This is a genomic window from Pseudomonas sp. MM213 (genome assembly GCF_020423045.1).
GTDB lineage: Bacteria > Pseudomonadota > Gammaproteobacteria > Pseudomonadales > Pseudomonadaceae > Aquipseudomonas > Aquipseudomonas migulae.
Window position 1 is genome coordinate 6,139,292 of record NZ_CP081943.1, and the last position, 24,054, is coordinate 6,163,345.

Sequence of the window (24,054 nt, forward strand, 5' to 3'; positions counted from 1 at the left end):
TTGAACGCCTTGATGACTGTATCTGCGGTTCAATAATTCGCCAGTTCATCGCGACCAGCGGTCAGCGCCAGCGTTTCCCCCAAGGAGTCAACGCTGGCGCTGAGGCTTACAACAAACTGATCGGGTAGCTGATGATCAACCGGTTCTCGTCGAACTCGTTGTTGCTGTAATCGCGGCGCATGGTCGAGTTGCGCCATTTGACGTTCAGGTCTTTCAGCGCACCGCTTTGTACGGTGTAGCCCAGTTCACTTTCGCGGCCCCATTCCTTACCGTCGGTGATGGTGCCGGTGTGTACGTTTTCGCCGCTGATGTAGCGGTTCATCAGGGTCAGGCCCGGTACGCCGAGCGCAACGAAGTTGTAGTCGTGGCGCACCTGCCAGGATTTTTCCCGCGCGTTGTCATAGCTGGAGTTGTAGCTGTCGTTGGCCAGTGTGCCGCCGCTGGTGCCGTTGACCCGCATCCAGGCGCTGTCGCCGGTGAGTTTTTGCAGGCCGACATAGAAAGTGTTGCCGCCGTACTTCGCGGAGAACATTCCCGACCAGGTCTTGTTGTCCAGATCGCCGGCGCGGGCGCTACCGTCTTCTTTGCCATAGAAGAAACCGAGGTTGGCACCCAGGGTCCAGTCGCCGACGGGTTGGCTGTGGGTCAGGTTGACGAATTGCTGGCTGTAGATGTCCTTGAGTTCGGCGTTCCACAGGCCGATCTGGGTGCGCTTCTCGTTGAACAGGTATTCGCCGCCCTGGAAGTTGAAGCGGTCGGAGGTGAACGCCGCTTTGCCGGTCATCGACATGTCATTCATGCTGCTGTCGTCACGCGGGCTGTTCTGGCGGAACTGGCCGCCGTAGAGCGTCAGGCCGTTGATTTCCTTTGAGGTGATCTGACCGCCACGGAAGGTTTGTGGCAGCGAGCGCCCATCGTCCGAACGCAGGATCGGCAGCACCGGCATCCATTCGCCGACCTTCACTTCGGTCTGCGACAGCTTGGCCTTGAACGCCACGTTGGTGCGACCGAAGTTGTCCGCCGGGCGACCATCGTGGTCCAGCGGCAGCAACTGCGTACCGCCGGTGCCTTTACCTCCGTCGAGTTTCACCGAGTACAGCCCCAGCACATCCATGCCGAAGCCGACGGTGCCTTGGGTGAACCCGGACTTGGCGTCGAGGATGAAACTTTGCGTCCACTCTTCAGCCTTGCCCTGTGCCTTGGTCGGGTTGGTGAAGTTGCGGTTGATGTAGAAGTTGCGCAGGTTCAGGTTGACCTTGGCCCCTTCGACAAAACCCGCCTCTTCGGCCGAGGCGGGCAGGGCGGCGCCGGCCAGTGCGAGGGCGATCAGGCTGGGAACGAAATAAGTGGAAGGCGTCATGGGCTCGGTCTCTCTAATTCTTGGAGATGAAACGGGGCGATGCCGCAACCGTCGGGTTGCAGACAAAAAGATTCGAATTCAAATGAAGCGGGGCGAGATCAGCCGGACAGGGCGGGGCGCGGGGGCATGGTGTCGAACCTGTTGTTATTGGTTTTGTGTGGCGAATGGTGCGGGGAATGAACTGGATGGTTCAATTGGTAAAAGCGGGTTTTGGGCGATTATCGAACCAAGATTGGCTTGGATTATGTGTTGGCAATACTGACCCCATCGCGAGCAGGCTCGCTCCCACAGTAAACCGAGTTCCTTCCGAACGAATGCAATCCATTGTGGGAGCGAGCCTGCTCGCGATGGGGCCATAACAGACACCACAACTTTTCCAGCAGACAACAAAAAGCCCACCAAACGGTGGGCTTCGTGTTTACAGCCGTTGGATCAGAACAACTTCAGCTTCGGCGCTTCTTCTTTCAGCGGCTCGACTTTCGCAGTCTGCTCGTTCCAGCCACCGCCCAGTGCCTTGTACAGATTCACGGCGCTGGTCAGTTGCGCCAGGCGGTCGGTGATCAGCGCCTGTTGGGCACTGAACAGCTGACGCTGGGCATCGAGGAAGGTCAGGTTGCTGTCGACGCCGATGCGATAACGACGCTCGGCCAGACGGTAGTAGTCCTGGTTGGCGGTGACGAAATCACGCTGGGCCTGCAACTGCTCGGTGTAGGTCTGGCGGGCGGCCAGGCCGTCGGCGACTTCCTGGAAGGCCGTCTGAATGGACTTCTCGTAGTTCGCCACGCCGATGTCTTTCTGGATTTTCGAGTAATCCAGGCTGGCACGCAGGCTGCCGGCGTTGAAGATCGGCAGGTTGATTTGCGGCTGGAACAACCACGTGCCCGAACCACCCTTGAACAGACCGGACAGGTCCGGGCTCAACGTACCGGCATTGGCGGTGAGGCTGATGCTCGGGAAGAACGCTGCGCGCGCCGCGCCGATGTTGGCGTTGGCCGCTTTCAGGTTGTATTCGGCTTGCAGAATGTCCGGACGACGTTGCAGCAGGTCCGACGGCAGGCCGGGCGGTACGTCGCTCAGCAAATCGTCAGACAGCGGCCTGGCTTCTCGAAGATTGGCCGGGATGCCAGTGCCGAGCAGCAGTACCAGGCTGTTTTCATCCTGGGCGACCTGACGGGTGTAACGGGCCAGTTGCGCACGGGCGTTTTCTACAGAGGTGCGCGACTGCGCCAGGTCCAGTGCCGAGGCTACGCCCACTTCGTTGCTGCGTGCGGTGAGCTTGTAGCTCTCCTCGAACGCAGCGAGGGTGTCCTGAGTCAGCTTGCGCAGCTCTTTGTCGGCCTGCCAGGTCAGGTAGGCATTCGCCACGCTGGCCACCAGGCTGATTTGTGTGCTGCGACGGCCTTCTTCGGTGGCGAAGTACTTCTGCAGGGCTTCTTCGTTCAGGCTGCGAACCCGACCAAACAGGTCGAGTTCATAGGCGCTGATGCCGACGGTGGCCGAGTAGGAACTGGTGATGCCTGCCTGACCGCTCTGTGAAGCGTCAGCCGGAACCCGCTGACGGCTGCCGGTACCGTTGGCCGAAACCGCCGGGAACAGGTCGGCGCGCGAGATGCGGTATTGCGCAGCGAACGCGTCGATGTTCAGCGCCGCGACACGCAGGTCTCGGTTGTTTTCCAGGGACAGCTGGATCAGCTGCTGCAGCGCCGGGTCATGGAAAAACTGCTTCCAGCCTTGTTCAGCGGCGGCCTGACTCGGCGCCTGGGCCGGCGAATACGCCGGGCCTTGCGGGTACTGGGCGGCCACCGGTGCTTCAGGCTGCTGATAATCGGGTATCAGCGAGCAGCCGCTCAGCACGAAGGCCGCGACTGCGATGGAGAGTAGCGACTTGCTCATTAGCCAGCCTCTTTAGAAGGTTCAATAGCGTCGTCCTGATCGGCGATTTTTCGCTGACCCATGGCCGACACGGTGACGAAGAACAACGGGACCCAGAAGATCGCCAATACGGTGGCGGTGATCATACCGCCAATTACCACGGTACCGATGGCGTGTTGGCTGCCCGAGCCGGCGCCGCTGGAAATGGCCAGCGGCACTACGCCGAGAATGAACGCCAGGGAGGTCATGATGATCGGGCGCAAACGCATGCGGCAAGCCTCGATGGCTGCCTCCTGCAAGCTCTTGCCCTGTTCATGCAGATCCTTGGCGAACTCGACGATCAGAATGGCGTTTTTCGCCGCCAGACCGATGGTGGTCAACAGACCCACGAGGAAGTACACGTCGTTGGACAGACCCCGCAGGCTGGTGGCCATCAACGCACCGATAATCCCCAGTGGCACCACGAGCACGACGGCAATCGGAATCGACCAGCTTTCGTACAGCGCCGCCAGGCACAGGAACACCATCAGAATCGACAGCGCGAACAGCGCCGGCGCCTGGGAGCCCGCCAGTCGTTCTTCATACGACAGACCGGTCCAGGAAATACCGACACCGGCCGGCAGTTTCAGAGCAAGCGCCTCGACTTCGGCCATGGCTTCACCGGTGGAATAACCCGGGGCAGGGGAGCCGAGGATTTCCATCGCTTCTACGCCGTTGTAACGGGCCAGTTTTGGCGAACCGTAAATCCACTCACCCTTGGCAAACGCGGTGAAGGGAACCATGGTCCCGGTGCTGTTGCGCACGTACCACTTCTTCAGGTCTTCAGGGCTCATGCGCGCGCCGGGCTGGCCTTGCACGTAAACCTTCTTCACACGACCACGGTCGATGAAGTCGTTCACATAGCTACTGCCCAAGGCAATCGACAGGGTGTTGTTGATGTCGGCGATGGTAACGCCCAGCGCACTGGCCTTCTCGTCGTCGATTTCCAACTGGAATTGCGGCTCGTCGTTCAGACCGTTCGGGCGCACTTGCGCCAGCACTTTGCTCTGCGCCGCCATGCCGAGGAACTGGTTACGGGCAGCCATCAGCTTTTCGTGACCGATACCGGCGCGGTCTTGCAGGAACACGTCGAAACCGGTGGCGTTACCCAGCTCCAGTACCGCTGGCGGTGCGAACGCGAACACCATGGCGTCACGGAAGGTGAAGAAGTGCTGTTGGGCACGGGCCGCGACCTTGAACACGTTGTTGTCGGCGTTACGTTCGTGCCACGGCCTCATCATGATGAACGCCATACCCGAACTCTGGCCACGGCCGGCGAAGTTGAAGCCGGTCACGGTAAACACCGAGTTCACCGCATCGCCTTCACCGCCATCCTTGCTTGGACGCAGCAGGAATTCACGCATCTCGTCCACGACGACCTGAGTGCGCTGGGCAGTCGAGCCGGCCGGGGTTTGTACTTGAGCAAACAGTACGCCCTGGTCTTCCTCCGGGAGGAACGAGGAAGGAATACGCATGAACAACCAGATCATGCCGACGACGATGATCACGTAGGCCAGCAGGTACGGCGCCTTGTTGCGCAGAATGTTGCCGACGCCACGCTCGTAGCTTTTCACGCTACGGTCAAAGTTGCGGTTGAACCAGCCGAAGAAGCCGCGTTTCGGCACGCCGTGCTCGCCCTTGGGAATGGCTTTGAGCATGGTGGCGCAGAGGGCCGGGGTGAAGATCAGCGCGACCAGTACCGACAGGGCCATGGCCGAGACGATGGTGATCGAGAACTGCTTGTAGATCACACCCGTGGAGCCGCCGAAGAACGCCATCGGCAACAGTACCGCCGAGAGCACCAGGGCAATACCGACCAGCGCACCCTGGATCTGCCCCATGGATTTCTTGGTGGCCTCCTTGGGTGACAGGCCTTCTTCGCTCATGACCCGTTCGACGTTTTCCACCACGACGATGGCATCGTCCACCAGCAGGCCGATGGCCAACACCATACCGAACATGGTCAGGGTGTTGATGCTGAAACCGAACGCCGCGAGGATGCCGAACGTACCCAGCAATACCACCGGCACAGTCATCGTGGTGATGACGGTGGCGCGGAAGTTTTGCAGGAACAGGAACATCACCAGGAACACCAGCACGATCGCTTCGACCAGGGTTTCAACCACACCCTTGATCGACTCGGTCACCACTGGCGTGGTGTCGTACGGGAACACCACTTCCATCCCCTGCGGGAAGAACGGCTTGAGGCTGTCGATGGTCTTGCGCAGGGCTTTCGCGGTGTCGAGGGCGTTGGCACCGTTGGCCAGCTTCACTGCCAGGCCGGAAGCCGGGGCGCCGTTGAACTGGGCGTTGATGCTGTAGTTCTCGCCACCCAGACCGACGTCGGCGACATCTTTCAAGCGAACCTGGGAGCCGTCCTTGTTGACCTTGAGCAGGATTCTGTTGAATTGCTCAGCGGTCTGCAGGCGGGTCTTGCCGATGATTGTCGCGTTCAACTGAGTGCCGGGCAGGGCCGGCAGGCCGCCGAGCTGGCCGGACGATACCTGGACGTTTTGCGCGGCGATGGCGGTTTTGACGTCGATCGGGGTCAGGTTGAAGTTGTTCAACTTGGCCGGGTCGAGCCAGATACGCATGGCGTACTGGGAACCGAACACCTGGAAGTCGCCCACGCCGGCTGTCCGCGAGATCGGATCCTGCATGTTGGACACGATGTAGTTGGACAGGTCGTCCTTGGTCATGCTGCCGTCACGCGAGACCACGCCGATCACCAGCAGGAAGTTTTTCACTGCCTTGGTCACGCGGATACCTTGCTGCTGTACTTCTTGCGGCAGCAGCAGGGTGGCCAGGTTCAGTTTGTTCTGGACCTGAACCTGCGCGGTATCGGAGTTGGTGCCTTGCTCGAAGGTCGCGGTGATCGTCATGGTGCCGTCGGAGTTACTTTCCGAGGACACATAACGCAGGTTGTCGATACCGTTGAGCTGCTGCTCGATCACCTGAACCACGGTGTCTTGCACGGTTTGCGCGGAAGCGCCCGGGTAAGCCACGGAAATGGCGATCGCCGGAGGCGCAATGCTCGGGTACTGGTTGATCGGCAACTTGAGGATCGATAGAGCCCCGACCAGCATGATCACCAGGGCAATTACCCAGGCGAAAATCGGACGGTCGATAAAAAATTTCGACATGGTTTACTCCCCTTTGCCGCTGGAAGCCTTGTTAGCTGCCTGTGCGGGGGCCGGGTTCTTTGCGCCAACGTTAGTCGCCTCAGTGGCCTTGACTTCAATGCCAGGTTTGACGAATTGCAGCCCTTCGGTGATCAGGCGATCGCCGGCTTTCAGGCCGTCCTCGATCAGCCACTGGCTGCCGACAGTGCGGCTGGCCTTGAGCTGACGCAGTTCGACCTTGTTGTCCGCACCGACGACCAGCGCGGTCGGGGAGCCTTTGAGGTCGCGGGTCACGCCTTGTTGCGGCGCCAGGATGGCAGCTGCATTCACGCCGGCCTGAAGCTGGGCGTGAACGAACATGCCGGGCAACAGGGTGTGATCAGGGTTCGGGAACACCGCACGCAGGGTGACGGAACCGGTGGTCTGGTCAACCGAGACTTCGGAGAATTCGAGCTTGCCGTCGAGCTTGTACTGGCTGCCGTCTTCGAGGGTCAGCTTGACCGCCGCCGAGTTGTCGCCGGCCTTTTGCAGACGACCGCTTTCCAGTTCGCGGCGCAGTTCAAGCAGCTCTACCGAGGACTGGGTGACATCGACGTAGATCGGGTCGAGTTGCTGGATCACCGCCATGGCGTCCGCCTGGCCACTGGTGACCAGTGCGCCTTCGGTCACGCTGGAACGACCGATGCGACCGGACAGTGGCGCGTACACCTTGGTGTAGCGCACATTGATCTGGGCGCTTTGCAGGGCGGCTTCCGATTGCAGGCGGTTGGCCTGTGCGGTGTCGTATTCCTGACGGCTCACAGCCTGTTCGTTGACCAGTTGCTTGTAGCGATCGGAGATCGACTTGGTCTGTTGCAGGTTGGCTTCGGCGCTTTTCAGCGTGGCTTCATAAACCGCCGGATCGATCTGATACAGCTGTTGGCCGGCCTTGACGTCGCCGCCTTCCTTGAACAGACGTTTGAGAATGATGCCGTTGACCTGCGGGCGAACTTCCGCGATGCGGTAGGCGCTGGTGCGACCCGGCAGCTCGGACGTCAGGGTGAAGGCTTGAGGTTGCAGGGTGACAACGCCGACCTGAGGCGGTGGAGCGGCCGGTGCCGCTTCTTCCTTTTTGCATCCGCTGAGCAGCGATGCCAAGGCGACGGCAGTGACCAGAGCGGTAACAGCTGGCTTGAATTGCATGAAAATCCTCGGGTCAGGCGCGCAAAAAAACGCACAAGAAAAGATGGAAGGTTAAAAATTGGGTACCGGGTGGATAAGTAGCATGCTAAGGAATATACTTACATTCACGGTTGTTTGTAAATACCTTGGCTGTGTACCCTCGCTGTTACAGAGGCCGTCGCAAGGTTGGAATTGTAGGCCCGGGGACGAGTCCCAAGAGCGCTCGCCCCACTTTTATTCAGCTGATATTCAGACATCGCTGAAGCATCCTGATTGAGGTTGTACTGCCATGGTCCGTCGCACCAAAGAGGAAGCTCAAGAAACCCGCAGCCAGATACTCGAGGCGGCCGAAAAAGCCTTTTTCGAGCGGGGCGTGGCCCGCACGACGCTGGCGGACATCGCAACCCTGGCCGGCGTCACTCGCGGCGCCATCTACTGGCATTTCAGCAACAAGGCCGATCTGGTGCAGGCCATGCTCGACAGCTTGCATGAGCCCCTTGATGAGCTGGCCAAAGCCGCGGAGAGCGAAGACGAGCTCGATCCGCTGGGCTGCATGCGTCGGCTGCTGATTCATTTGTTTCATGAAGTTGCGTTGGACCCCAAGACCCGGCGCATCAACGAGATTCTGTTTCATAAGTGCGAATTCACCGATGAAATGTGCGATCTGCGCCAGCAGCGCCGAACGGCCAGCCTCGAATGCAACACGCGCATTGGCCTGACCTTGCGTAATGCCGTGAATCGCGGGCAGTTGCCGGAAAACCTCGACACCGCCCGTGCGGCCATCAGCATTCATGCCTATATAGATGGCCTGTTGTACCAATGGTTGCTCGCGCCGGACAGTTTCCAGCTGCATACCGAGGCCGAGCGTTGGGTCGATACCGGGCTGGACATGCTGCGTTTCAGTCCCAGCCTGCGAAAATGAAGCAACATGCGTAATTGGATCCGTTTATGTCAATAGACGCGGGCGAAGATCAACTCTTCGCCCGCGTTGGCGTACTGGGGTGCTTTTATATAGGGACGCGCTCCGGGATGACAGGTAGCGAGCTACGTATTTTGTAGGAAATTTGTGTCGCAGATGTGAAAAGGTAAGAGCGATCCCCAGTGGTCGCTGCTTCAGCCCAGTGTGATTTCCACCTCGAAGTTGAAAGGCTGATCCTCTGCCATGCTGGTGATTTTGGTGGAACAATTGATTTTGGATGAGCCAATGGAGGTGACGGTGTTTTTTACCGTTGCCCTGTGTATTGGCGAAATAACGCCGAAGGATTTGTTCATGATCATGCCGAGCTCAAAACGTACTCCGACGTTCTGATCGATAAAATCTACGAACTGATTGAACATGATTTTGTTCTTCGGCCACGGCGCGGCGTACGTATAGGCAAAATCGGATTTGATTGCTGTCTTTGCGTGAGCCTGGAGCAGGAATGACTCACGCTCTGATGGGCGTAAAGGCAGACTGGTTTGTGCGATTTTAAACGTGTGCGGTGTGTTGTTAATGAGTTTGACGATCACGCGAGTGTTTTTCGGGCTTTCATCTTGATGTCGCCACTGTTCGATTTTCTGATTCAACTCGCGCTCTGATTCAATCTTTTCGAGGTGGCCGATTAATTCCACTTGGGCGATCCCGATCAACTCATCCAGTGCTTGTTGATTCTCTTCGCTGAATAGTAGTGGTGTCAGGTTGTAAAGTGTGCCAATGGAAGTGTAATTGAAAAACGATAGTAGATCTTCGTACTTGTTACTGGCTTCTTTGATGTCGTTCATGTCGATTTTTCATTTTGCTAAGTAGGTGAGCTCCAGGTGCTTTTACCTGGGGGTTTATTTATTAAGAAACGCAGATGCTGCTGAGCACCGCTTTGAACGCAATCGGGTTCTTCAGGCTAATTCACCAAGAGTAATTAGCACGCCGTAGCTATAAGGACTCTCTCTCATGCCTCGTGAGAGGCTGGAAGTACAAGTCAGTGAAGATTTACCAATAGAGTTTATCTGGTGATCCGCGTAGGGGGTTGACTTGCCGCCCGAATGCCTTAAATAAAGCTGCGAGGAAAAATCGAATGCGAATTTTTCGCTACGATACGTAAAGCCGTGGTTCACTTTGCTCGACACATGAATCTGCCGATGGGGGATACGTTGAGGTATGTCGCTGCGCAGTATGAATGACGTGTACTGCAAGGGCTTGATTTCATAGTCTTGAGCGGGGGATTTGTCGTTGTTCCAGCTGGAGTAATCGAGTTTGAAAGTTTCTTCGGTAGCATTGAAAATGTAGAAGAGAACACTGGTGTGAGATTTTATGCGTTTAAGGGATGCCCATGTTTCTTCCTCCCTCTTGAGGCTTTCCTCGCCAAGGGCCTCAAAGTATTTGTCGACTTCCAGTTCTGCTCTTAGTCTTTCCTGAGTCTCAGGAGAAAAAAGAGTTGTGGCAGCACTTTGAAGAAAACTTAGTATCATCGGAAAAGTGGAAAGAGTTGCAAGAGTGCTGGCTTGCTCATAGAGGTTTTTTTCAAATGTCACATTCTGAATGTCTTCGTAGACTTCCTGGTCTTCGGAGGCGGCCTTTATAGGGGTATCATCCATGATGTCGATCTCTCTTGAGTTGAATTGAATTGAGAGATTGAATATATCAGTGGGTCAAAAGGTCTGTTAGTTGGGTGTGTATTTGTTTGTTGCGCGTGGTTGATGGCGCGCATAAAAAAGCCCCGGCTCTTTCGAGCCGGGGCTTTGCAATCGTTTAGTTGAAGTTACATCGCTGGATAGTCGATATAACCGACCGGGCCTTTGCCGTAGAACAACTCCGGGCGCGCTTCGTTCAGCGGCGCATCGGCTTTCAAGCGTGCCGGCAAATCCGGGTTGGCAATGAACGGCACGCCGAAGGCGACCGCGTCAGCCTTGCCACTGGCCAGCCAGGCGTTGGCGCTGTCCTTGGTGAAGCGTTCGTTGACGATGTACGGACCGCCGAAGGCTTCCTTGATTTGCGGGCCGAGGCTGTCGGTGCCTTCTTTTTCGCGGGAGCAGATGAACGCGATGCCACGTTTGCCCAGTTCGCGAGCGACGTAGGTGAAGGTTTCGGCCAGGTTATCGTCGCCCATGTCATGGGAATCTGCACGCGGTGCCAGGTGCACACCGACGCGGCCGGCGCCCCAGACTTCGATGGCGGCATCGGTCACTTCCAGCAGCAGGCGTGCACGGTTTTCCACGGAGCCGCCGTATTGGTCGGTGCGTTGGTTGGTGCTGCTTTGCAGGAACTGGTCGAGCAGGTAACCGTTGGCGCCGTGGATTTCCACGCCGTCAAAACCGGCGGCCTTGGCGTTTTCGGCACCGATGCGGTAGGCGTCGACGATGTCGGCGATTTCAGCGGTTTCCAGGGCGCGCGGCGTCGGGTAATCGGCCAGAGGGCGAACCAGGCTGACATGGCCTTTGGGCTGGATGGCGCTCGGTGCGACCGGTTTTTCGCCGTTCAGGTACGACTCGTGGGAAACCCGGCCGACGTGCCACAGTTGCAGGAAGATCTTGCCGCCCGCGCCGTGGATCGCCTTGGTGACGTTAGTCCAGCCGCGCACTTGATCGTTGGACCAGATGCCCGGAGTGTCCGGGTAGCCAACGCCCATCGGCGTGACCGAGGTGGCTTCGCTGAGGATCAGGCCGGCCGAGGCGCGTTGAACGTAGTACTCGGCCATCAGCGCGTTCGGCACACGGCCTTCGTCGGCGCGGCAACGGGTCAGCGGAGCCATGATGATGCGGTTGGCCAACTCGAGGTCGCCCAGTTTGATCGGATCGAAAATAGTCGTCATGAAATGCACCCTCGTGAGGTATCAGTGAGTCAGTTGGTAGCAGGGGCCAGTTCGGGATTACCGCTCTGACGGAAAGTAATCAGGGTCACCAGCAGGGCGAGTACCGCCAGTGCGGCGGCCGCCAGTGGCACGCTGGTCAGGCCGTAGCCGTGGGCGATGACGCTGCCGCCGACCCAGGCACCGAGTGCGTTGCCGACGTTGAAGGCGCCGATGTTCAGGGTTGAGACCAGGTTCGGTGCAGCCTTGCCGTAGGTCACCACGTTCACTTGCAGGGCGGGCACGGCGGCAAAGCACGCGGTGGCCCAGAGGAACAGGGTGATTTCGGTCGGGATCAGCGCGACGCTGGTCCAGGTCAGTACGGTGGACACCACGGCCATGCTGATGAACACCCCGACCAGCGTCGCCGCCAGGCCTTTGTCGGCCAGTTTGCCGCCGATGATGTTGCCGACCGTCAGGCCCAGGCCGATGAGCATCAGCGTCCAGGTCACGCCGCGTGGCGAGACGCCGGTCACCTCGCCCAGCAGCGGGGCGACGTAGGTGAACAAGGTGAACACCGACGCGGCGAACAGCGCGGTCATGCTCAACGACAGCCAGATGCCGGCGCCTTTGAGGGCACGCAGTTCGGCGCGCATGTCGAGTTTCTCTTCATCGCGCTTGGCCGGCAGGAAACGGATCAGGCCGATCAAGGCGATTACGCCGATAACGGTCACCGCCCAGAACGTCGAGCGCCAGCCGGCTTGTTGACCCAGCGCTGTGCCCAGCGGCACGCCGAGGACGTTGGCCAGGGTCAGGCCGGTGAACATCAGGGCCACGGCCGAAGCGCGTTTGTTGGCTGGCACCAGGCCCGCAGCCACTACCGAACCGATACCGAAGAACGCACCGTGGCAGAGGGCAGTCACCACTCGGGCGAACATCAGCACGTTGTAGTCACTGGCCACTGCGCAGAGCAGATTGCCGATGATGAATATCCCCATCAACGCCACCAGTGCGGCCTTGCGCGGCAGCCTGGCGGTGGCCAGTGCCATGAACGGCGCACCGATGGCCACGCCCAGGGCGTAACCGGTCACCAGCCAGCCGGCACCGGGGATCGACACACCGAGGTCAGCCGCCACATCGGGCAGCAGGCCCATGATGACGAACTCGGTGGTGCCGATGGCGAAGGCGCTCAAGGCCAGGATGAGGAGCGAGAGGGGCATTGTTGATTCCTTGTCGGCTGACTGACTTTAAGGGTCAGAGCTCTTTGCTGAAGGTGCGGAGGAATTCCTGGATGGTTTCCTCGTTGCGTTTGAAAAAGTGCCACTGGCCGACTTTGCGGCTGCTGATCAGGCCGGCGCGTTGCAGGGTCGCCAGGTGTGCGGACACCGTGGACTGCGACAAACCGCACCGTTGATCGATCTGCCCGGCGCAGACGCCGTGCTCGTTGCTGTGGGTCTGGTCGGGAAATTCGACGTCCGGGTCTTTGAGCCAGTGCAGGATTTCTCGCCGTACTGGGTGTGCCAGGGCTTTTATTATTTCGTCGAGGTCGAGGTTCATGGCTTGGGGCTCGTGATGAGTAAAACGCTATATCGCGATGAGGCGAACTTTAAATCGGTATTTCGCGATATACCAATATGATTTTGATCTGATGACCGCATAAATCGGTATATCGGGTTATAACGATATGAATGCCGCAGTGTTAAGCTGGGCGGCATGAACTATCTCGCACATCTTCACCTCGGTGGCCAGCGTCCCGGTCAATTGCTCGGCAGTCTGTATGGCGATTTCGTCAAAGGACGGCTGCAAGGGCAGTTCGACCCGGAGATCGAGGCGGCTATCCAGTTGCATCGCAGCATCGACGTGTTTACCGACCGCCATCCAATGGTGGACGTGGCGTTGTCGCGGTTTTCCCTGACCCGCCGGCGTTATGCCGGGATCGTGCTCGATGTGTTTTTTGACCATTGCCTGGCGCGGGACTGGACGCTGTATGCCGACCGGCCGCTGGCGCTGTTCACCGGCGACGTGTATCGGGTGCTGTCCAATGAGCCGCAATTACCGGAACGCCTGGCGAGGATTGCGCCGCACATGGTGGCGAATGACTGGTTGGGTTCTTACCGGGAATTCGACGTGTTGGAGCAGGTACTGCGGGGGATTTCGCGGCGGCTGACCAGGCCCGAGGAACTGGCGGCGGCGATGCAGGAGTTGCGGGTGTTGTATGAGCCGTTGAGCGAGGATTTTCGGTTGTTCTATCCACAGCTCCAGGATTTCGCCCAAAACTACCCAACACCATAAATCCCTGTAGGAGCCGGCTTGCCGGCGATGGCGGTGTATCAGTCAACATCTCTGTTGAATGTTATGCCGTCATCGCCAGCAAGCTGGCTCCTACAGGGGTATGTGTTCAGGCAGCGATGGCAGGGCGCATTGGCGCTTGCTGTTTTTCGGGAATAGCGCCAAACAACACCTTCTGCACCGCCTGCTGCGCTTCGAACGCCAGCGCCGCACGCTCGCGGCCCTCACAGGCAATCGGCTTGAGCAGATGAATCTCTACATCGCCCCGGTCATTGGCAAACAAGCGCATCAGGTGCGAGAGCAAGTCATCATCGCCAATGAACGGCGCCAGCGAATCGATTTCACCCTCGCGCAGGTAACGAATCGCCAACGGTTGCAGCTTCGCTTGCGAATCAATCGCCGCCGACAGCAAGCGACCATGGAAGGTGCGCAACGAACGGCCATCGGTGGTGGTGCCTTCCGGGAACATCAGCAGCGGATGCGCTTGCTCCAGGTGGCGCGTCATCTGTTTGCGGATCAACTGACTGTCACCCGAACCACGGCGGATAAACAGGCTGCCGGCCTTGGCCGCCAACCAACCTGCTACCGGCCAGGTACGCACTTCGGCCTTGGACAGGAATGACATCGGCGTGAGCATGCCCAGCAGCGGAATGTCCGTCCAGGACACGTGGTTGCTGACCCAGAGCATCGGCTCCTTCGGCAACTCACCGTGCACGGTCACGCGAAAGGGCAGGGCATTCGCCAGGCGTGCCATGAAAAATCGCGACCAGCGCTGACGGCGGACCATCGAATGGGCGATGCCCAAGCGCTCGAACAAGCCGAAGACACTGGCCATGCTCAACCCCAATGCCACCACGACCAACACTCGCGCAATCCGCGCGTACACCCGCAAGCGGCTCATTACACAGCCGCCTTGAAGTGTTTGGCGTAGCGCGGGCAGAGTTCGTCGCGCTTGAGCAGGATGAACACGTCGGCGACCTGGAAGTCTTCGTCCCAGCACGGCTCGCCGCAGATCTTCGCACCGAGGCGCATGTAGGCCTTGAGCAGCGGCGGCATTTCGGCGATGACGTTGGAGGGAATGTCCAGAACCGGCAACGGTTTTTTCGGTTCGGCGCGCAGGTTCTCGGTGCACAGGTAACGTTCGCGCAGACGCTGCATGATCGCGTGAGCCTGAATGCCACCGTCCTGCATCGGGATGCTCGCGCACCCCATCAGATAGCTGTAGCCGCCCTGGTTCAGGACTTCGGCCAGTTCACCCCAGAGCACGGCGATGGTGCCGCCGTTGCGGTAGGCCGGGTCGACACAGGTACGGCCGATTTCGAGGATCGGGCCTTTGAGTTGGATCAGGCCGTGCAGGCTGAATTCTTCTTCGCTGTAAAATTTGCCCAGGCTGCTGGCGGCGGTGTGATCAAGCAAACGGGTGGTCGCCACCAGGCGCCCGGTGTTCAGGTCACGCACGCCGATGTGGGCGCAGTGAACATCATAGTCATCCATGTCCAGACCCAGTTCCGCGCCTTTGAGCTTGGCGTTGAACTCGCCGCTGAACACGTTGAAGCGCAAAGCCTGGGCTTCCTGCAAGGCCTCGGCGCCCACCAGGCGTTCGGCTTGCAGGCGGCGTTCATTGCCGGTGTCGCTGATGCGGGCGATCTGAGTCATTGCGATTCTCCGTGCGGGCTGGTCACCCGTCTTGGGTTAGAGCCGATCGACTTTCTTTATGCGGCCGTGTTGTGCAAAGTCAGGCTATGTAGCCCCGGTGTCATCGCCATGAAGCTTTGGTGATGCTTATATGACAGCCCACAAGGAGCCTCTTATGCCCTGGCAAACCCTGTTGAAACGCCGCGATCGCTTGCCCGCCAATCCGGACCTCGGTGAAGGCTTCGCGACCTTGTTGCAGCAGTTGGGCACGGTCACGCCGTTTGAGTTGGCGGTGGGCGGTGGACGCCTGATGGCGACACCGGGGCTGGCGTTTCTGGTGGGCTATCAGGCGGCTTTACGCATGCTGTGGCCGAGCGCGCCGCCGAGTCTTGGCGCGTTGTGCGCGACCGAGCAACGCAGCCTGCGGGTGGCGGACATGCAGACGCGCCTGAGCGAACTGCGCCTGAGCGGACGCAAGGATTTCGTGACCGCCGGCGATGCGGCCGACTGGCTGCTGATCGCTGCGCGCAGTGAAGCGCCTGGCGAGTCGCCACGCCTGAGCCTGGCGGTGGTTTATCCCGGTGAGCCGGGTGTGCGCCTGGAAAAACTCCCGCCGATCCCGCTGATGCCGGACATCAGTCATGGCCGGCTGTTTCTCGACCATGCCTTGTGTGAATTGCTGGCGGGGGATGGCTGGGATGCGTACGTCAAACCGTTCAGAACGCTGGAAGACGTCTATGTGTTGAGCGCGATGACAGCGTGGTTGTATGGCGTCGGCCAGGACAGCGACTGGCCGCAGGCCTTGCAGTTGCGTTTGCTGGCGCTGTTGGCCGGGTGTGCGGAAATGAGCCGGCAGGCACCGAACAATCCGGCGGGGCATGTGTTGCTGGGCGGGTTGTTTGCGCAGTTCGACGGGTTGAAGGTTGAGGTGAACCAGGCATTGGCCGATGGCCCGCCGCAGTGGGCGGCGATGTGGCAGCGGGATCAGGCGGTGATGGATTTGGCGGCGGGGGCGCGGGGCAAGCGGTTGGCCAAGGCGTTGGCGGCGATCTGACGGGCCTCTTCGCGGGCAAGCCTCGCTCCTACAGGAGAGCGCATACCTCTGTAGGAGCGAGGCTTGCCCGCGAAGGCGTCTTCATTGACGACACAAATTTCAGATCTGTCATAAACCTCAACTAGGCTCAGCAATCAAATCCGCCGAGCCCCCGCCATGTTCAAAGGCTTGTCCCTGTTTTTCATGCTGCTGCTCAGCCTCTCGACCCAGGCCGAAACCTGGCCCGCCGAGCAATGGTCGACTGGCCCGACCCTGAGCGGCCCGGCGCTGCAAGCCCTGGAAACCTACGCCTTCCCACCCCGAGATGACATCAGCCGAAAGGGCATCCGCACCGACGCCTTGCTGGTGATCCGCGACGGTCAGTTGATCTACGAACGCTACGCCGGCCCGACCAGCGCCGACACGCCGCACCTGACCTGGTCGATCAGCAAGAGCCTCATGGCCACGGTGCTCGGCGTCGCCTATGGCGAAGGCCTGTTCAAATTGAAGGACCCGGTGCTGAAGTTCTATCCAGCGCTGAAAAAACACCCGGCGATCACCCTGGCCGATCTGCTGCACTGGGCCTCGGGCCTGGACTGGCAGGAAGACTATGAATACGCACCGTTGAAGTCCTCGGTGGTGGCGATGCTCTACACCCGCGGCCATCACGACATGGCCGCCTTCACCACCGATCACGCCGAGTACGCCAAGCCCGGCCAGGCTTTTCGCTATTCCAGCGGCGACAGCAATCTGTTGTCCGCGGCGCTGAAAAACATCGTCGGCCCGGCGCGTTATCCCGACTATCCGTGGACCGCGCTGTTTGAGCCGCTGGGGATTCGCCACGCGGTGTGGGAAACCGACGGCACGGGCACTTTCGTTGCCTCGTCCTATGCCTATCTCACCGCCCGCGACCTGGCGCGAGTCGGCCTGTTGATGGCGCGTGACGGCCGTTGGGGGGACCGGCAATTGCTGCCCAAAGACTGGGTCACCTTCAATCGTGAGCCCTTCGCTCACTATCAAGCGAATCAGGACGATGCTGTGCCAGGCGGTCAGTGGTGGCTCAACCGCGCCGTGGATGGCGCCGCACAACCCTGGCCCGATGCACCCCCCGACACCTTCGCCGCCCTTGGCCATTGGGGTCAGGCGATGTACGTGATCCCCAGCGAAAAACTGGTGATAGTGCGCTACGGCGATGACCGCGACGGTAGCTACAGCCACAACGCATTGCTCAACCTTGCGCGCAAGGCATTCGCCGGGAAGGTGCAGCCATAAGCCGTCTCCCGTTTGTCCGCCGCCGACCGTTCAGCTCGGTGTTGCTGATCCTGCTGATCGCCTTGCTTGGCTGGATGTGGCACGAGCGTGTGGCGCTTTGGGCCTTCCCGGACATCATCAGCGCCTACACCGCCAAGGAATACTGCTCGTGCCGATACGTGATGAACAACGACGCCGAGTATTGCCGTGGCTATGTGAAGCAATGGCTGCCCTTCAGCGGTTTTGCCGATGACGCCGCCGGCAAACGCGTGACGGTCAGCGGCATGGGGCGCAGCAACAGCGCGCAATGGATCGGCGAACACCAAGGCTGCCGCCTGCAACCCTGACAGGTCGTCTTTGTAGGAGCCGGCTTGCCGGCGATGGCGATCTCAGGGACGCCATCGCCGGCAAGCCGGCTCCTACGGATTTGCGGTGTGCTCAAGAATTGAAGGTTCACGCCAAACCTGTAGGAGCCGGCTTGCTGGCGATAGCGATCTCAGGAACGCCATCGCCGGCAAGCCGGGCTCCTACAAGGGTGGTCTTCAATCTTCGCGGTTTGCAATGCGCTCGCGGACGGTTAAGGTTCGTTCAGGTTTATCTGCCCCACGAGTCTTTATGTTCAAGCGGTCCCTCACCAAAACCCTCGCCTTTGTGCTGCTGGCCAGCGCTACTTTGTCGGCTCAGGCCAATTGGTACCTGGACGGCGAATCCTCGCGGCTGTCGTTCGTCAGCACCAAAAACGCCAATGTTTCCGAAGTGCAGCGCTTCCTGGTGCTGCACGGCAAGGTCAGTCCCAAAGGACTGGCCGAGGTGGAAGTCGAGCTGGATTCGATAAACAGCGGCATCCCCTTGCGTGACGAACGCATGCGCAAGGAACTGTTCGAGATCCAGACCTTTCCCGAAGCGTTGATCACTGCGCAGATTGATTTGCGCCCGATCAACGACCTCGCCCCCGGTGCGCAACTCGAGCTGCGCTTGCCGGTCACCGTCAACCTTCATGGCAAAACCCGTGAGTACAACGCCGAGTTGTTGGCGACTCGCCTTGATGACCGACGCTTTCAAGTGGTGACGCTCGAACCGCTGGTGATCAACGCCGAGGATTTTGATCTGGCGCCGGGGCTGGACAGCTTGCGCAAGGTCGCCGGGTTGTCGGCCATCAGTCTGTCGGTGCCGGTGGGTGCGGTGCTGATTTTCACGGCGCGCTGACATGGCCGGCGCGATTTTTCCCTGGCGTGAAGGCAACAGCTTCGAACTGCTGATCGACGGTCCGCAGTTCTTTCCGCGGATGCTGGTCGCGATTGCGCGCGCCGAGGAACAAGTCGAACTGGAGCTGTACCTGGTGGAGGCGGGCGCGTGTGCCGAGGCCATGGTTCAGGCACTGGTCCAGGCCGCCGAGCGCGGCGTGCGGGTGCGCTGCCTGTTCGATGATTACGGCAGCCTCGCGTTTACCCTGACCTTGCGTCAGCGGCTGATGGCGGCCGGCGTAGAGCTGCGCTTCTACAACCGCCTGAGCTGGCGGCGCTGGGTCGGCAATTTCTACCGCGATCATCGCAAGTTGTTGCTGGTCGATCAGAGCATGGCCGTGGTCGGCGGCACCGGTGTCACCGATGAGTTCTGGACGCCGGGCGAAGACGTCAGCGAATGGCATGAAGTGATGGTGGAAATCACCGGTCCTCTAGTCATCGACTGGCAGTTGTTGTTCGATCGCCAATGGATCGCCAACCGCCATCGCCGCGCGTGGAAACCGGCCTCGCATTTCGGTTTGCCGCGATTGCCCCGCGTGCCGCCAATGGGCGAGGGCATGGGCCGGGTCGCCTATGCCGACGCCCGCCAGCACCGCGACATCCTGCAATCGCTGGTTCGTGCGCTGAACAGCGGGCAAAAGCGAATCTGGCTGGCCACACCGTATTTCCTGCCGACCTGGAAAGTCCGCCGCTCGTTGCGCCGGGCGGCAGCTCGAGGCGTTGATGTGCGTCTGTTGTTGACCGGCCCGCGCACCGATCACCCGTCGGTGCGTTATGCCGGGCATCGTTACTACCCGCGATTGCTCAAGGCCGGGGTGCAGATCTTCGAATACCAGCCGTGTTTCCTGCACCTGAAAATGGTGCTGGTCGATGATTGGGTGAGCATTGGCTCGTGCAACTTCGATCACTGGAATTTGCGATTCAACCTGGAAGCCAACCTTGAGGCGCTGGACCCGGGGCTGACGCGTGCGGTGGCGGCGAGTTTCGAGCGGGACTTCGCATTGAGCCAGGAAGTCAGCCTGGAGGCCTGGCAACGCCGGCCGCTGTGGCGGCGGGTAAAGCAAAGGATCTGGGGATGGGTGGATCGGCTGGTGGTGAATCTGCTGGATCGTAGAGGCTGATCCCGCTCTTCTGAACACCACAAACCACTGTGGGAGCGAGACCGGCTTGCCGGCGATGAGGTCCTGACATTCAACATCTCAGTTGACTGTCAGGCCGCCATCGCCGGCAAGCCGGTCTCGCTCCCACAGGGAATAGAGGTTGGATCGTGATTTTTTTGTCGACCCATCCCTTGTAGGAGCCAGCAAGCCGGCTCCTACAGGAGATCGGGGGTTACAGGAGTTCGAAGCTCTGCTGCGTCACGTCCTGGGAATCCAGGCCGATCTGCACGTTGAACTTGCCTGGCTCTGCTGCGTACTTCAACTGAGCGTTGAAGAACTTCAGGTCATCCTCGGTGATGGTGAAGTGCACGACTTTCTGTTCGCCGGCCTTGAGCGTGATTTTCTGGAAGTTCTTCAGTTCCTTCAGTGGCCGGATCATCGAGCCGGTCACGTCCTGGATGTACAGCTGCACCACGGTTTCGCCGTCGCGCTTGCCGGTGTTTTTCACCATGACGCTGGCGTCGAGCTTGCCGGTCTTGTTCAGCGTGGTCGATGACAGGGCCATGCCGGTCAGGCTGAAATCGGTGTAGCTCAGACCGAAGCCGAACGGGAACAGGGGCCCGGTGGTGTCATCGAAATACTGAGAGGTGTAGTTGCCCGGTTTGCCCGGCGTGAACGGCCGGCCAATGCTCAGGTGGTTGTAGTAGGTCGGAATCTGGCCCACCGAACGCGGGAAGGTGATCGGCAGTTTGCCCGACGGGTTGTAGTCGCCGAACAGCACGTCGGCGATGGCGTTGCCGCCTTCGGTGCCACTGAACCAGGTTTCCAGAATCGCGTCAGCCTGTTCCTTTTCCTGGAGAATCGACAGCGGACGTCCGTTCATCAAGACCAGCACCAGTGGTTTTCCGGTGGCCTTCAAGGCGCGAATCAGTTCACGCTGGTTTTCCGGAATATTCAGGTCGGTGCGGCTGGAGGATTCGTGGGACATGCCACGGGATTCGCCGACCGCCGCGACGATCACGTCCGCATCCTTGGCGGCTTTCACCGCTTCGTCGATCAGCACTTGTGCCGAGCGCGGGTCATCGACCACTTCCGGTGCATCGAAGTTGAGGAAGTTCAGGTAGTCGAGGACCTTCTTGTCGCTGGTGATGTTGGCGCCACGGGCGTAGACAAGCGTCGCCTTGTCGGCCACGGCAGCGTTCATGCCGTCGAACAGTGTCACCGATTGCGCGGGGCGGCCGGCGGCGGCCCAGCTGCCCATCATGTCGATCGGAGCCTTGGCCAGCGGGCCGGTCAGCATGATCTTCGCGGTTTTCTTCAACGGCAGGGTTTCGCCCTGGTTCTTCAGCAATACCAGGCTACGGCGCGCAACGTCGCGGGCCTCGGCGCGGTGCAGGCGGCTGTCGGCGTAGGTGTCAGCCGGATCATCTTCCGCCTTGCCGATGCGCAGGTACGGGTCCTTGAACAGGCCCATGTCGTATTTGGCGGCGAGCACTTCACGCACGGCGTTGTCGATGTCGCTTTGCTCGATCTCACCGGCCTTCAACAGCCCCGGCAGTTCTTTGCCGTACAGGGTGTCGTTCATGCTCATGTCGATGCCGGCCTTGATCGCCAGCTTCGCAGCTTCGCGACCGTCAGCGGCAACACCGTGCTTGATCAGCTCGAAAATCGCCCCGTGGTCGCTGACCGCCAGGCCTTTGAAGCCCCATTCCTTGCGCAACAGGTCGTTCATCAGCCAGGTGTTGGCGGTGGCCGGCACGCCGTTGATCGAGTTCAACGCAACCATGACGCCGCCGGCACCGGCGTCAATCGCCGCGCGGTACGGTGGCAGGTAGTCCTGGTACATCTTGACCGGGCTCATGTCGACGACGTTGTAGTCGCGACCACCCTCGACCGCGCCGTACAAGGCGAAGTGCTTGACGCTGGCCATGATGCTGTCGGCCGCGTTCGCGCCGGTGCCCTGGAAGGCCCGGACCATGACGCCGGCAATGCGCGACACCAGATAGGTGTCTTCGCCGAAGCCTTCGGAGGTGCGGCCCCAACGCGGGTCACGGGAGATGTCGACCATCGGCGCGAAGGTGATGTCGAGGCTGTCCGCCGCGGCTTCCTTGGCGGCGATGCGCCCGGACAGGCCGATGGCGTCCATGTCCCAGCTCGAAGCGAGGGCGATAGGGATCGGGAAAATCGTGCGGTGACCGTGGATCACGTCGTAGGCGAAGAACATCGGGATCTTCAACCGGCTACGCATCGCCGCGTCCTGCATCGGACGGTTTTCCGGGCGGGTGATCGAGTTGAACGTACCGCCGATGTTACCGGCGGCAATTTCCTTGCGGATCATCTCCCGAGGCATTTCCGGGCCGATGCTGATCAGGCGCAACTGGCCGATTTTTTCATCGAGGGTCATCTGCTTCATCAGGTTGCTGATGAAAGCGTCCTTGTTTTCCAGAGGTGTGGGCGTCGTGGCGGCCAATACGTTATGACTGGCCAGGCTGACGAACAGGCCCAGCAAACACAGCTTCTTCATGAATGGTTTTCTCAAAAGCCCAAACGGCAGTGAATACGCGCCGGTCAGCCAAAATTTAGGGAGCGACTATTGTTGTTCAGGTAAATGCGGGCACACTTGCGCAGTGTTTTCGCGCAGGGGCATCTTTTAGCCCATTGGCTCGATGCAATCCAGTAGCGGCGGCAGATTATGCCCGAAGTGTCCGGTCAGGAGGTTGCTGGTTGTTTTTTCAACGGAATGTGCACGGGAGCGTCAACCAGATGAATGTACGACATCACACTCGGTCGAGCCTGCAGGTCGCAGCCTTGATGTTGCTGACCACGTTGCTGGCCGGTTGCGGCATCAACAATATTCCGACCCTCGACGAACAGGCCAAGGCCGCCTGGGGCCAGGTGCAGAATCAATACCAGCGCCGCGCCGACCTGATCCCCAACCTGGTGGAAACCGTCAAGGGCTATGCGAAACACGAGGAGGAAACCCTGACCGCGGTGATCGAAGCCCGGGCCAAGGCGACGTCCATTCAGGTGGATGCCAGCACCCTCGACAACCCCGAGAAACTCAAGCAGTTCCAGCAGGCGCAGGATCAGTTGACCGGCGCCTTGAGCCGTTTGATGGTGGTGTCCGAGCGTTACCCGGACCTCAAGGCCAACCAGAATTTCCTGGCGTTGCAATCGCAACTGGAAGGCACCGAGAATCGCATCGCCGTGGCGCGTCGGGATTTCATTCTCGCGGTGCAGAACTACAACACCGAAATCCGCACTTTCCCGGGACGCTTGTGGCACACCGTGATGTACAGCGACTTGCCGATCCGCGAAACCTTTGAAGCCACCACCCCCGGTGCTGAGAAAGCGCCTGAAGTGAAGTTCTGACCGGCTTGAAGCATTACCACGGATGAGGTTGCCAATGCGCGTGTTGAATGTGGGCCTGGCGCTGTTGCTTTGGGTGTTTGCTGCCACGGCCCAGGCCGAGCTGAAGTTTCCGGAGTTGACCGGGCGGGTGGTGGACAACGCCGGGATGATCGAGCCGTCGGTGCGCGAGCAGTTGACGCAACAGCTCAATGCCCATGAAAAGGCCACTGGCGAGCAGTTGGTGGTGGTGACGTTGCCGGACTTGCAGGGCGCCGAGATTGCCGACTTCGGTTACCAACTCGGGCGCCATTGGGGCATCGGCCAGAAGGACAAGAACAATGGCGCGCTGCTGATCGTCGCCCGTGATGAGCGCAAGCTGCGGATTGAAGTCGGTTATGGCCTGGAAGATCGCCTGACCGATGCGCAGAGTTCGGTGATCATCCATCAGGTGATCACCCCGGCGTTCAAGACCGGTAACTTCAGCAAGGGCATCAGCGACGGGGTCGCGGCGATGCTGGTGGTGTTGGGCGGCAGCCCGCTGGATGAACCGTCGACTATTTATGAGTCGGGCGGCGATCAGGACGGTGATTTTGTTTCCCGACACCCGGGGATTTTCGTGTTTCTGGTGGTGCTGTTCATCCTGACGATATTCGTCTTGCAGATGTTCGGGATTCTGCCGGCGGGTCGAGGCGGGTCGGGTGGTTCGAGTGGTGGTTTCGGCGGTGGTGGTTTTGGTGGCGGTGGTGGAGGCGGGGGCTTCAGCGGCGGCGGGGGCAGTTTCGGGGGCGGCGGTTCGTCGGGCGGCTGGTGATAACAATAATGAACGGGCACTTTAA

At 59.9% G+C, this 24,054-nt stretch carries 21 protein-coding genes; 9 read left to right on the forward strand and 12 right to left on the reverse strand.

Annotated features, from left to right (window positions below; all coding sequences use genetic code 11):
* Positions 1–106: 106 nt before the first annotated feature.
* The 4 genes from K5R88_RS27915 to emhA form a co-directional block, all read right to left on the reverse strand.
* Positions 107–1,360, reverse strand: coding sequence for an OprD family porin (locus tag K5R88_RS27915; protein WP_226298747.1), 1,254 nt, complete (start codon positions 1,358–1,360; stop codon positions 107–109).
* Positions 1,361–1,792: 432 nt separating this feature from the next.
* Positions 1,793–3,253, reverse strand: a complete 1,461-nt coding sequence (emhC, locus tag K5R88_RS27920; RefSeq protein WP_008039450.1) for an efflux RND transporter outer membrane subunit EmhC — start codon at positions 3,251–3,253, stop codon at positions 1,793–1,795.
* Positions 3,253–6,414: an efflux RND transporter permease subunit EmhB gene (emhB, locus tag K5R88_RS27925; RefSeq protein WP_226298748.1), complete on the reverse strand. Its 3,162-nt coding sequence runs from the start codon at positions 6,412–6,414 to the stop codon at positions 3,253–3,255. Before emhB ends, emhC begins: the two co-directional genes overlap by 1 nt.
* Before the next feature lie 3 nt (positions 6,415–6,417).
* Positions 6,418–7,575, reverse strand: coding sequence for an efflux RND transporter periplasmic adaptor subunit EmhA (gene emhA, locus K5R88_RS27930; protein ID WP_008025666.1), 1,158 nt, complete (start codon positions 7,573–7,575; stop codon positions 6,418–6,420).
* Between the two features lie 268 nt (positions 7,576–7,843).
* On the opposite strand from emhA, the gene emhR reads away from it, so the two are divergent.
* The gene (emhR, locus tag K5R88_RS27935; RefSeq protein ID WP_008039456.1) at positions 7,844–8,476 is read left to right on the forward strand and encodes an efflux system transcriptional repressor EmhR; all 633 of its coding nucleotides are present in this window, start codon (positions 7,844–7,846) and stop codon (positions 8,474–8,476) included.
* A gap of 191 nt (positions 8,477–8,667) precedes the next feature.
* Here the strand turns inward: emhR and K5R88_RS27940 are convergent, their stop codons facing one another.
* The 5 genes from K5R88_RS27940 to K5R88_RS27960 form a co-directional block, all read right to left on the reverse strand.
* Positions 8,668–9,315, reverse strand: coding sequence for a hypothetical protein (locus K5R88_RS27940; protein WP_226298749.1), 648 nt, complete (start codon positions 9,313–9,315; stop codon positions 8,668–8,670).
* Positions 9,316–9,426: 111 nt separating this feature from the next.
* Entirely contained in the window at positions 9,427–10,125 is a 699-nt protein-coding gene (locus tag K5R88_RS27945; protein WP_226298750.1) for a hypothetical protein, read from the reverse strand.
* 164 nt (positions 10,126–10,289) lie between these two features.
* Positions 10,290–11,339 (reverse strand): alkene reductase, encoded by a 1,050-nt coding sequence (locus K5R88_RS27950; protein ID WP_226298751.1) that lies wholly within the window; start codon positions 11,337–11,339, stop codon positions 10,290–10,292.
* 29 nt (positions 11,340–11,368) lie between these two features.
* Positions 11,369–12,535 carry an MFS transporter gene (locus K5R88_RS27955; RefSeq protein ID WP_192228657.1) on the reverse strand — a complete coding sequence of 389 codons (1,167 nt, stop codon included), beginning with the start codon at positions 12,533–12,535 and terminating at the stop codon, positions 11,369–11,371.
* 34 nt (positions 12,536–12,569) lie between these two features.
* Entirely contained in the window at positions 12,570–12,872 is a 303-nt protein-coding gene (locus K5R88_RS27960; RefSeq protein WP_226298752.1) for an ArsR/SmtB family transcription factor, read from the reverse strand.
* 156 nt (positions 12,873–13,028) lie between these two features.
* Between K5R88_RS27960 and K5R88_RS27965 the strand changes: the two genes are divergently transcribed.
* Entirely contained in the window at positions 13,029–13,607 is a 579-nt protein-coding gene (locus K5R88_RS27965; protein ID WP_223416337.1) for an acyl carrier protein phosphodiesterase, read from the forward strand.
* A 106-nt stretch (positions 13,608–13,713) separates the two neighbouring features.
* Here the strand turns inward: K5R88_RS27965 and K5R88_RS27970 are convergent, their stop codons facing one another.
* Both K5R88_RS27970 and olsB read right to left on the reverse strand, forming a co-directional pair.
* Positions 13,714–14,505, reverse strand: a complete 792-nt coding sequence (locus K5R88_RS27970; protein ID WP_008025680.1) for a lysophospholipid acyltransferase family protein — start codon at positions 14,503–14,505, stop codon at positions 13,714–13,716.
* Complete coding sequence (gene olsB / locus K5R88_RS27975) at positions 14,505–15,260, reverse strand: L-ornithine N(alpha)-acyltransferase (protein ID WP_008025682.1); 756 nt, start codon at positions 15,258–15,260, stop codon at positions 14,505–14,507. Before olsB ends, K5R88_RS27970 begins: the two co-directional genes overlap by 1 nt.
* Before the next feature lie 154 nt (positions 15,261–15,414).
* Between olsB and K5R88_RS27980 the strand changes: the two genes are divergently transcribed.
* The 5 genes from K5R88_RS27980 to K5R88_RS28000 all read left to right on the forward strand — a co-directional run bounded on the left by K5R88_RS27980 (position 15,415) and on the right by K5R88_RS28000 (position 19,888).
* Positions 15,415–16,293 carry an acyl-CoA dehydrogenase gene (locus tag K5R88_RS27980; protein ID WP_008039481.1) on the forward strand — a complete coding sequence of 293 codons (879 nt, stop codon included), beginning with the start codon at positions 15,415–15,417 and terminating at the stop codon, positions 16,291–16,293.
* A 156-nt stretch (positions 16,294–16,449) separates the two neighbouring features.
* Positions 16,450–17,544, forward strand: coding sequence for a serine hydrolase domain-containing protein (locus tag K5R88_RS27985; protein ID WP_226298753.1), 1,095 nt, complete (start codon positions 16,450–16,452; stop codon positions 17,542–17,544).
* On the forward strand, positions 17,541–17,870 hold the full coding sequence (locus K5R88_RS27990) for an amidase (RefSeq protein WP_226300291.1): 330 nt from the start codon (positions 17,541–17,543) through the stop codon (positions 17,868–17,870). Before K5R88_RS27985 ends, K5R88_RS27990 begins: the two co-directional genes overlap by 4 nt.
* A 268-nt stretch (positions 17,871–18,138) precedes the next feature.
* On the forward strand, positions 18,139–18,729 hold the full coding sequence (locus K5R88_RS27995; protein ID WP_223436427.1) for a YceI family protein: 591 nt from the start codon (positions 18,139–18,141) through the stop codon (positions 18,727–18,729).
* Position 18,730: 1 nt separating this feature from the next.
* On the forward strand, positions 18,731–19,888 hold the full coding sequence (locus K5R88_RS28000) for a phospholipase D-like domain-containing protein (protein WP_223450943.1): 1,158 nt from the start codon (positions 18,731–18,733) through the stop codon (positions 19,886–19,888).
* 211 nt (positions 19,889–20,099) lie between these two features.
* Here the strand turns inward: K5R88_RS28000 and bglX are convergent, their stop codons facing one another.
* A complete protein-coding gene (gene bglX, locus K5R88_RS28005) occupies positions 20,100–22,391 on the reverse strand; it encodes a beta-glucosidase BglX (RefSeq protein WP_226298754.1) in 2,292 nt (763 codons plus the stop codon).
* A gap of 239 nt (positions 22,392–22,630) precedes the next feature.
* On the opposite strand from bglX, the gene K5R88_RS28010 reads away from it, so the two are divergent.
* On the forward strand, positions 22,631–23,239 hold the full coding sequence (locus tag K5R88_RS28010; protein ID WP_008025694.1) for a LemA family protein: 609 nt from the start codon (positions 22,631–22,633) through the stop codon (positions 23,237–23,239).
* 34 nt (positions 23,240–23,273) lie between these two features.
* Entirely contained in the window at positions 23,274–24,029 is a 756-nt protein-coding gene (locus K5R88_RS30750; protein WP_268945181.1) for a TPM domain-containing protein, read from the forward strand.
* The last annotated feature ends 25 nt before the right edge of the window (positions 24,030–24,054 follow it).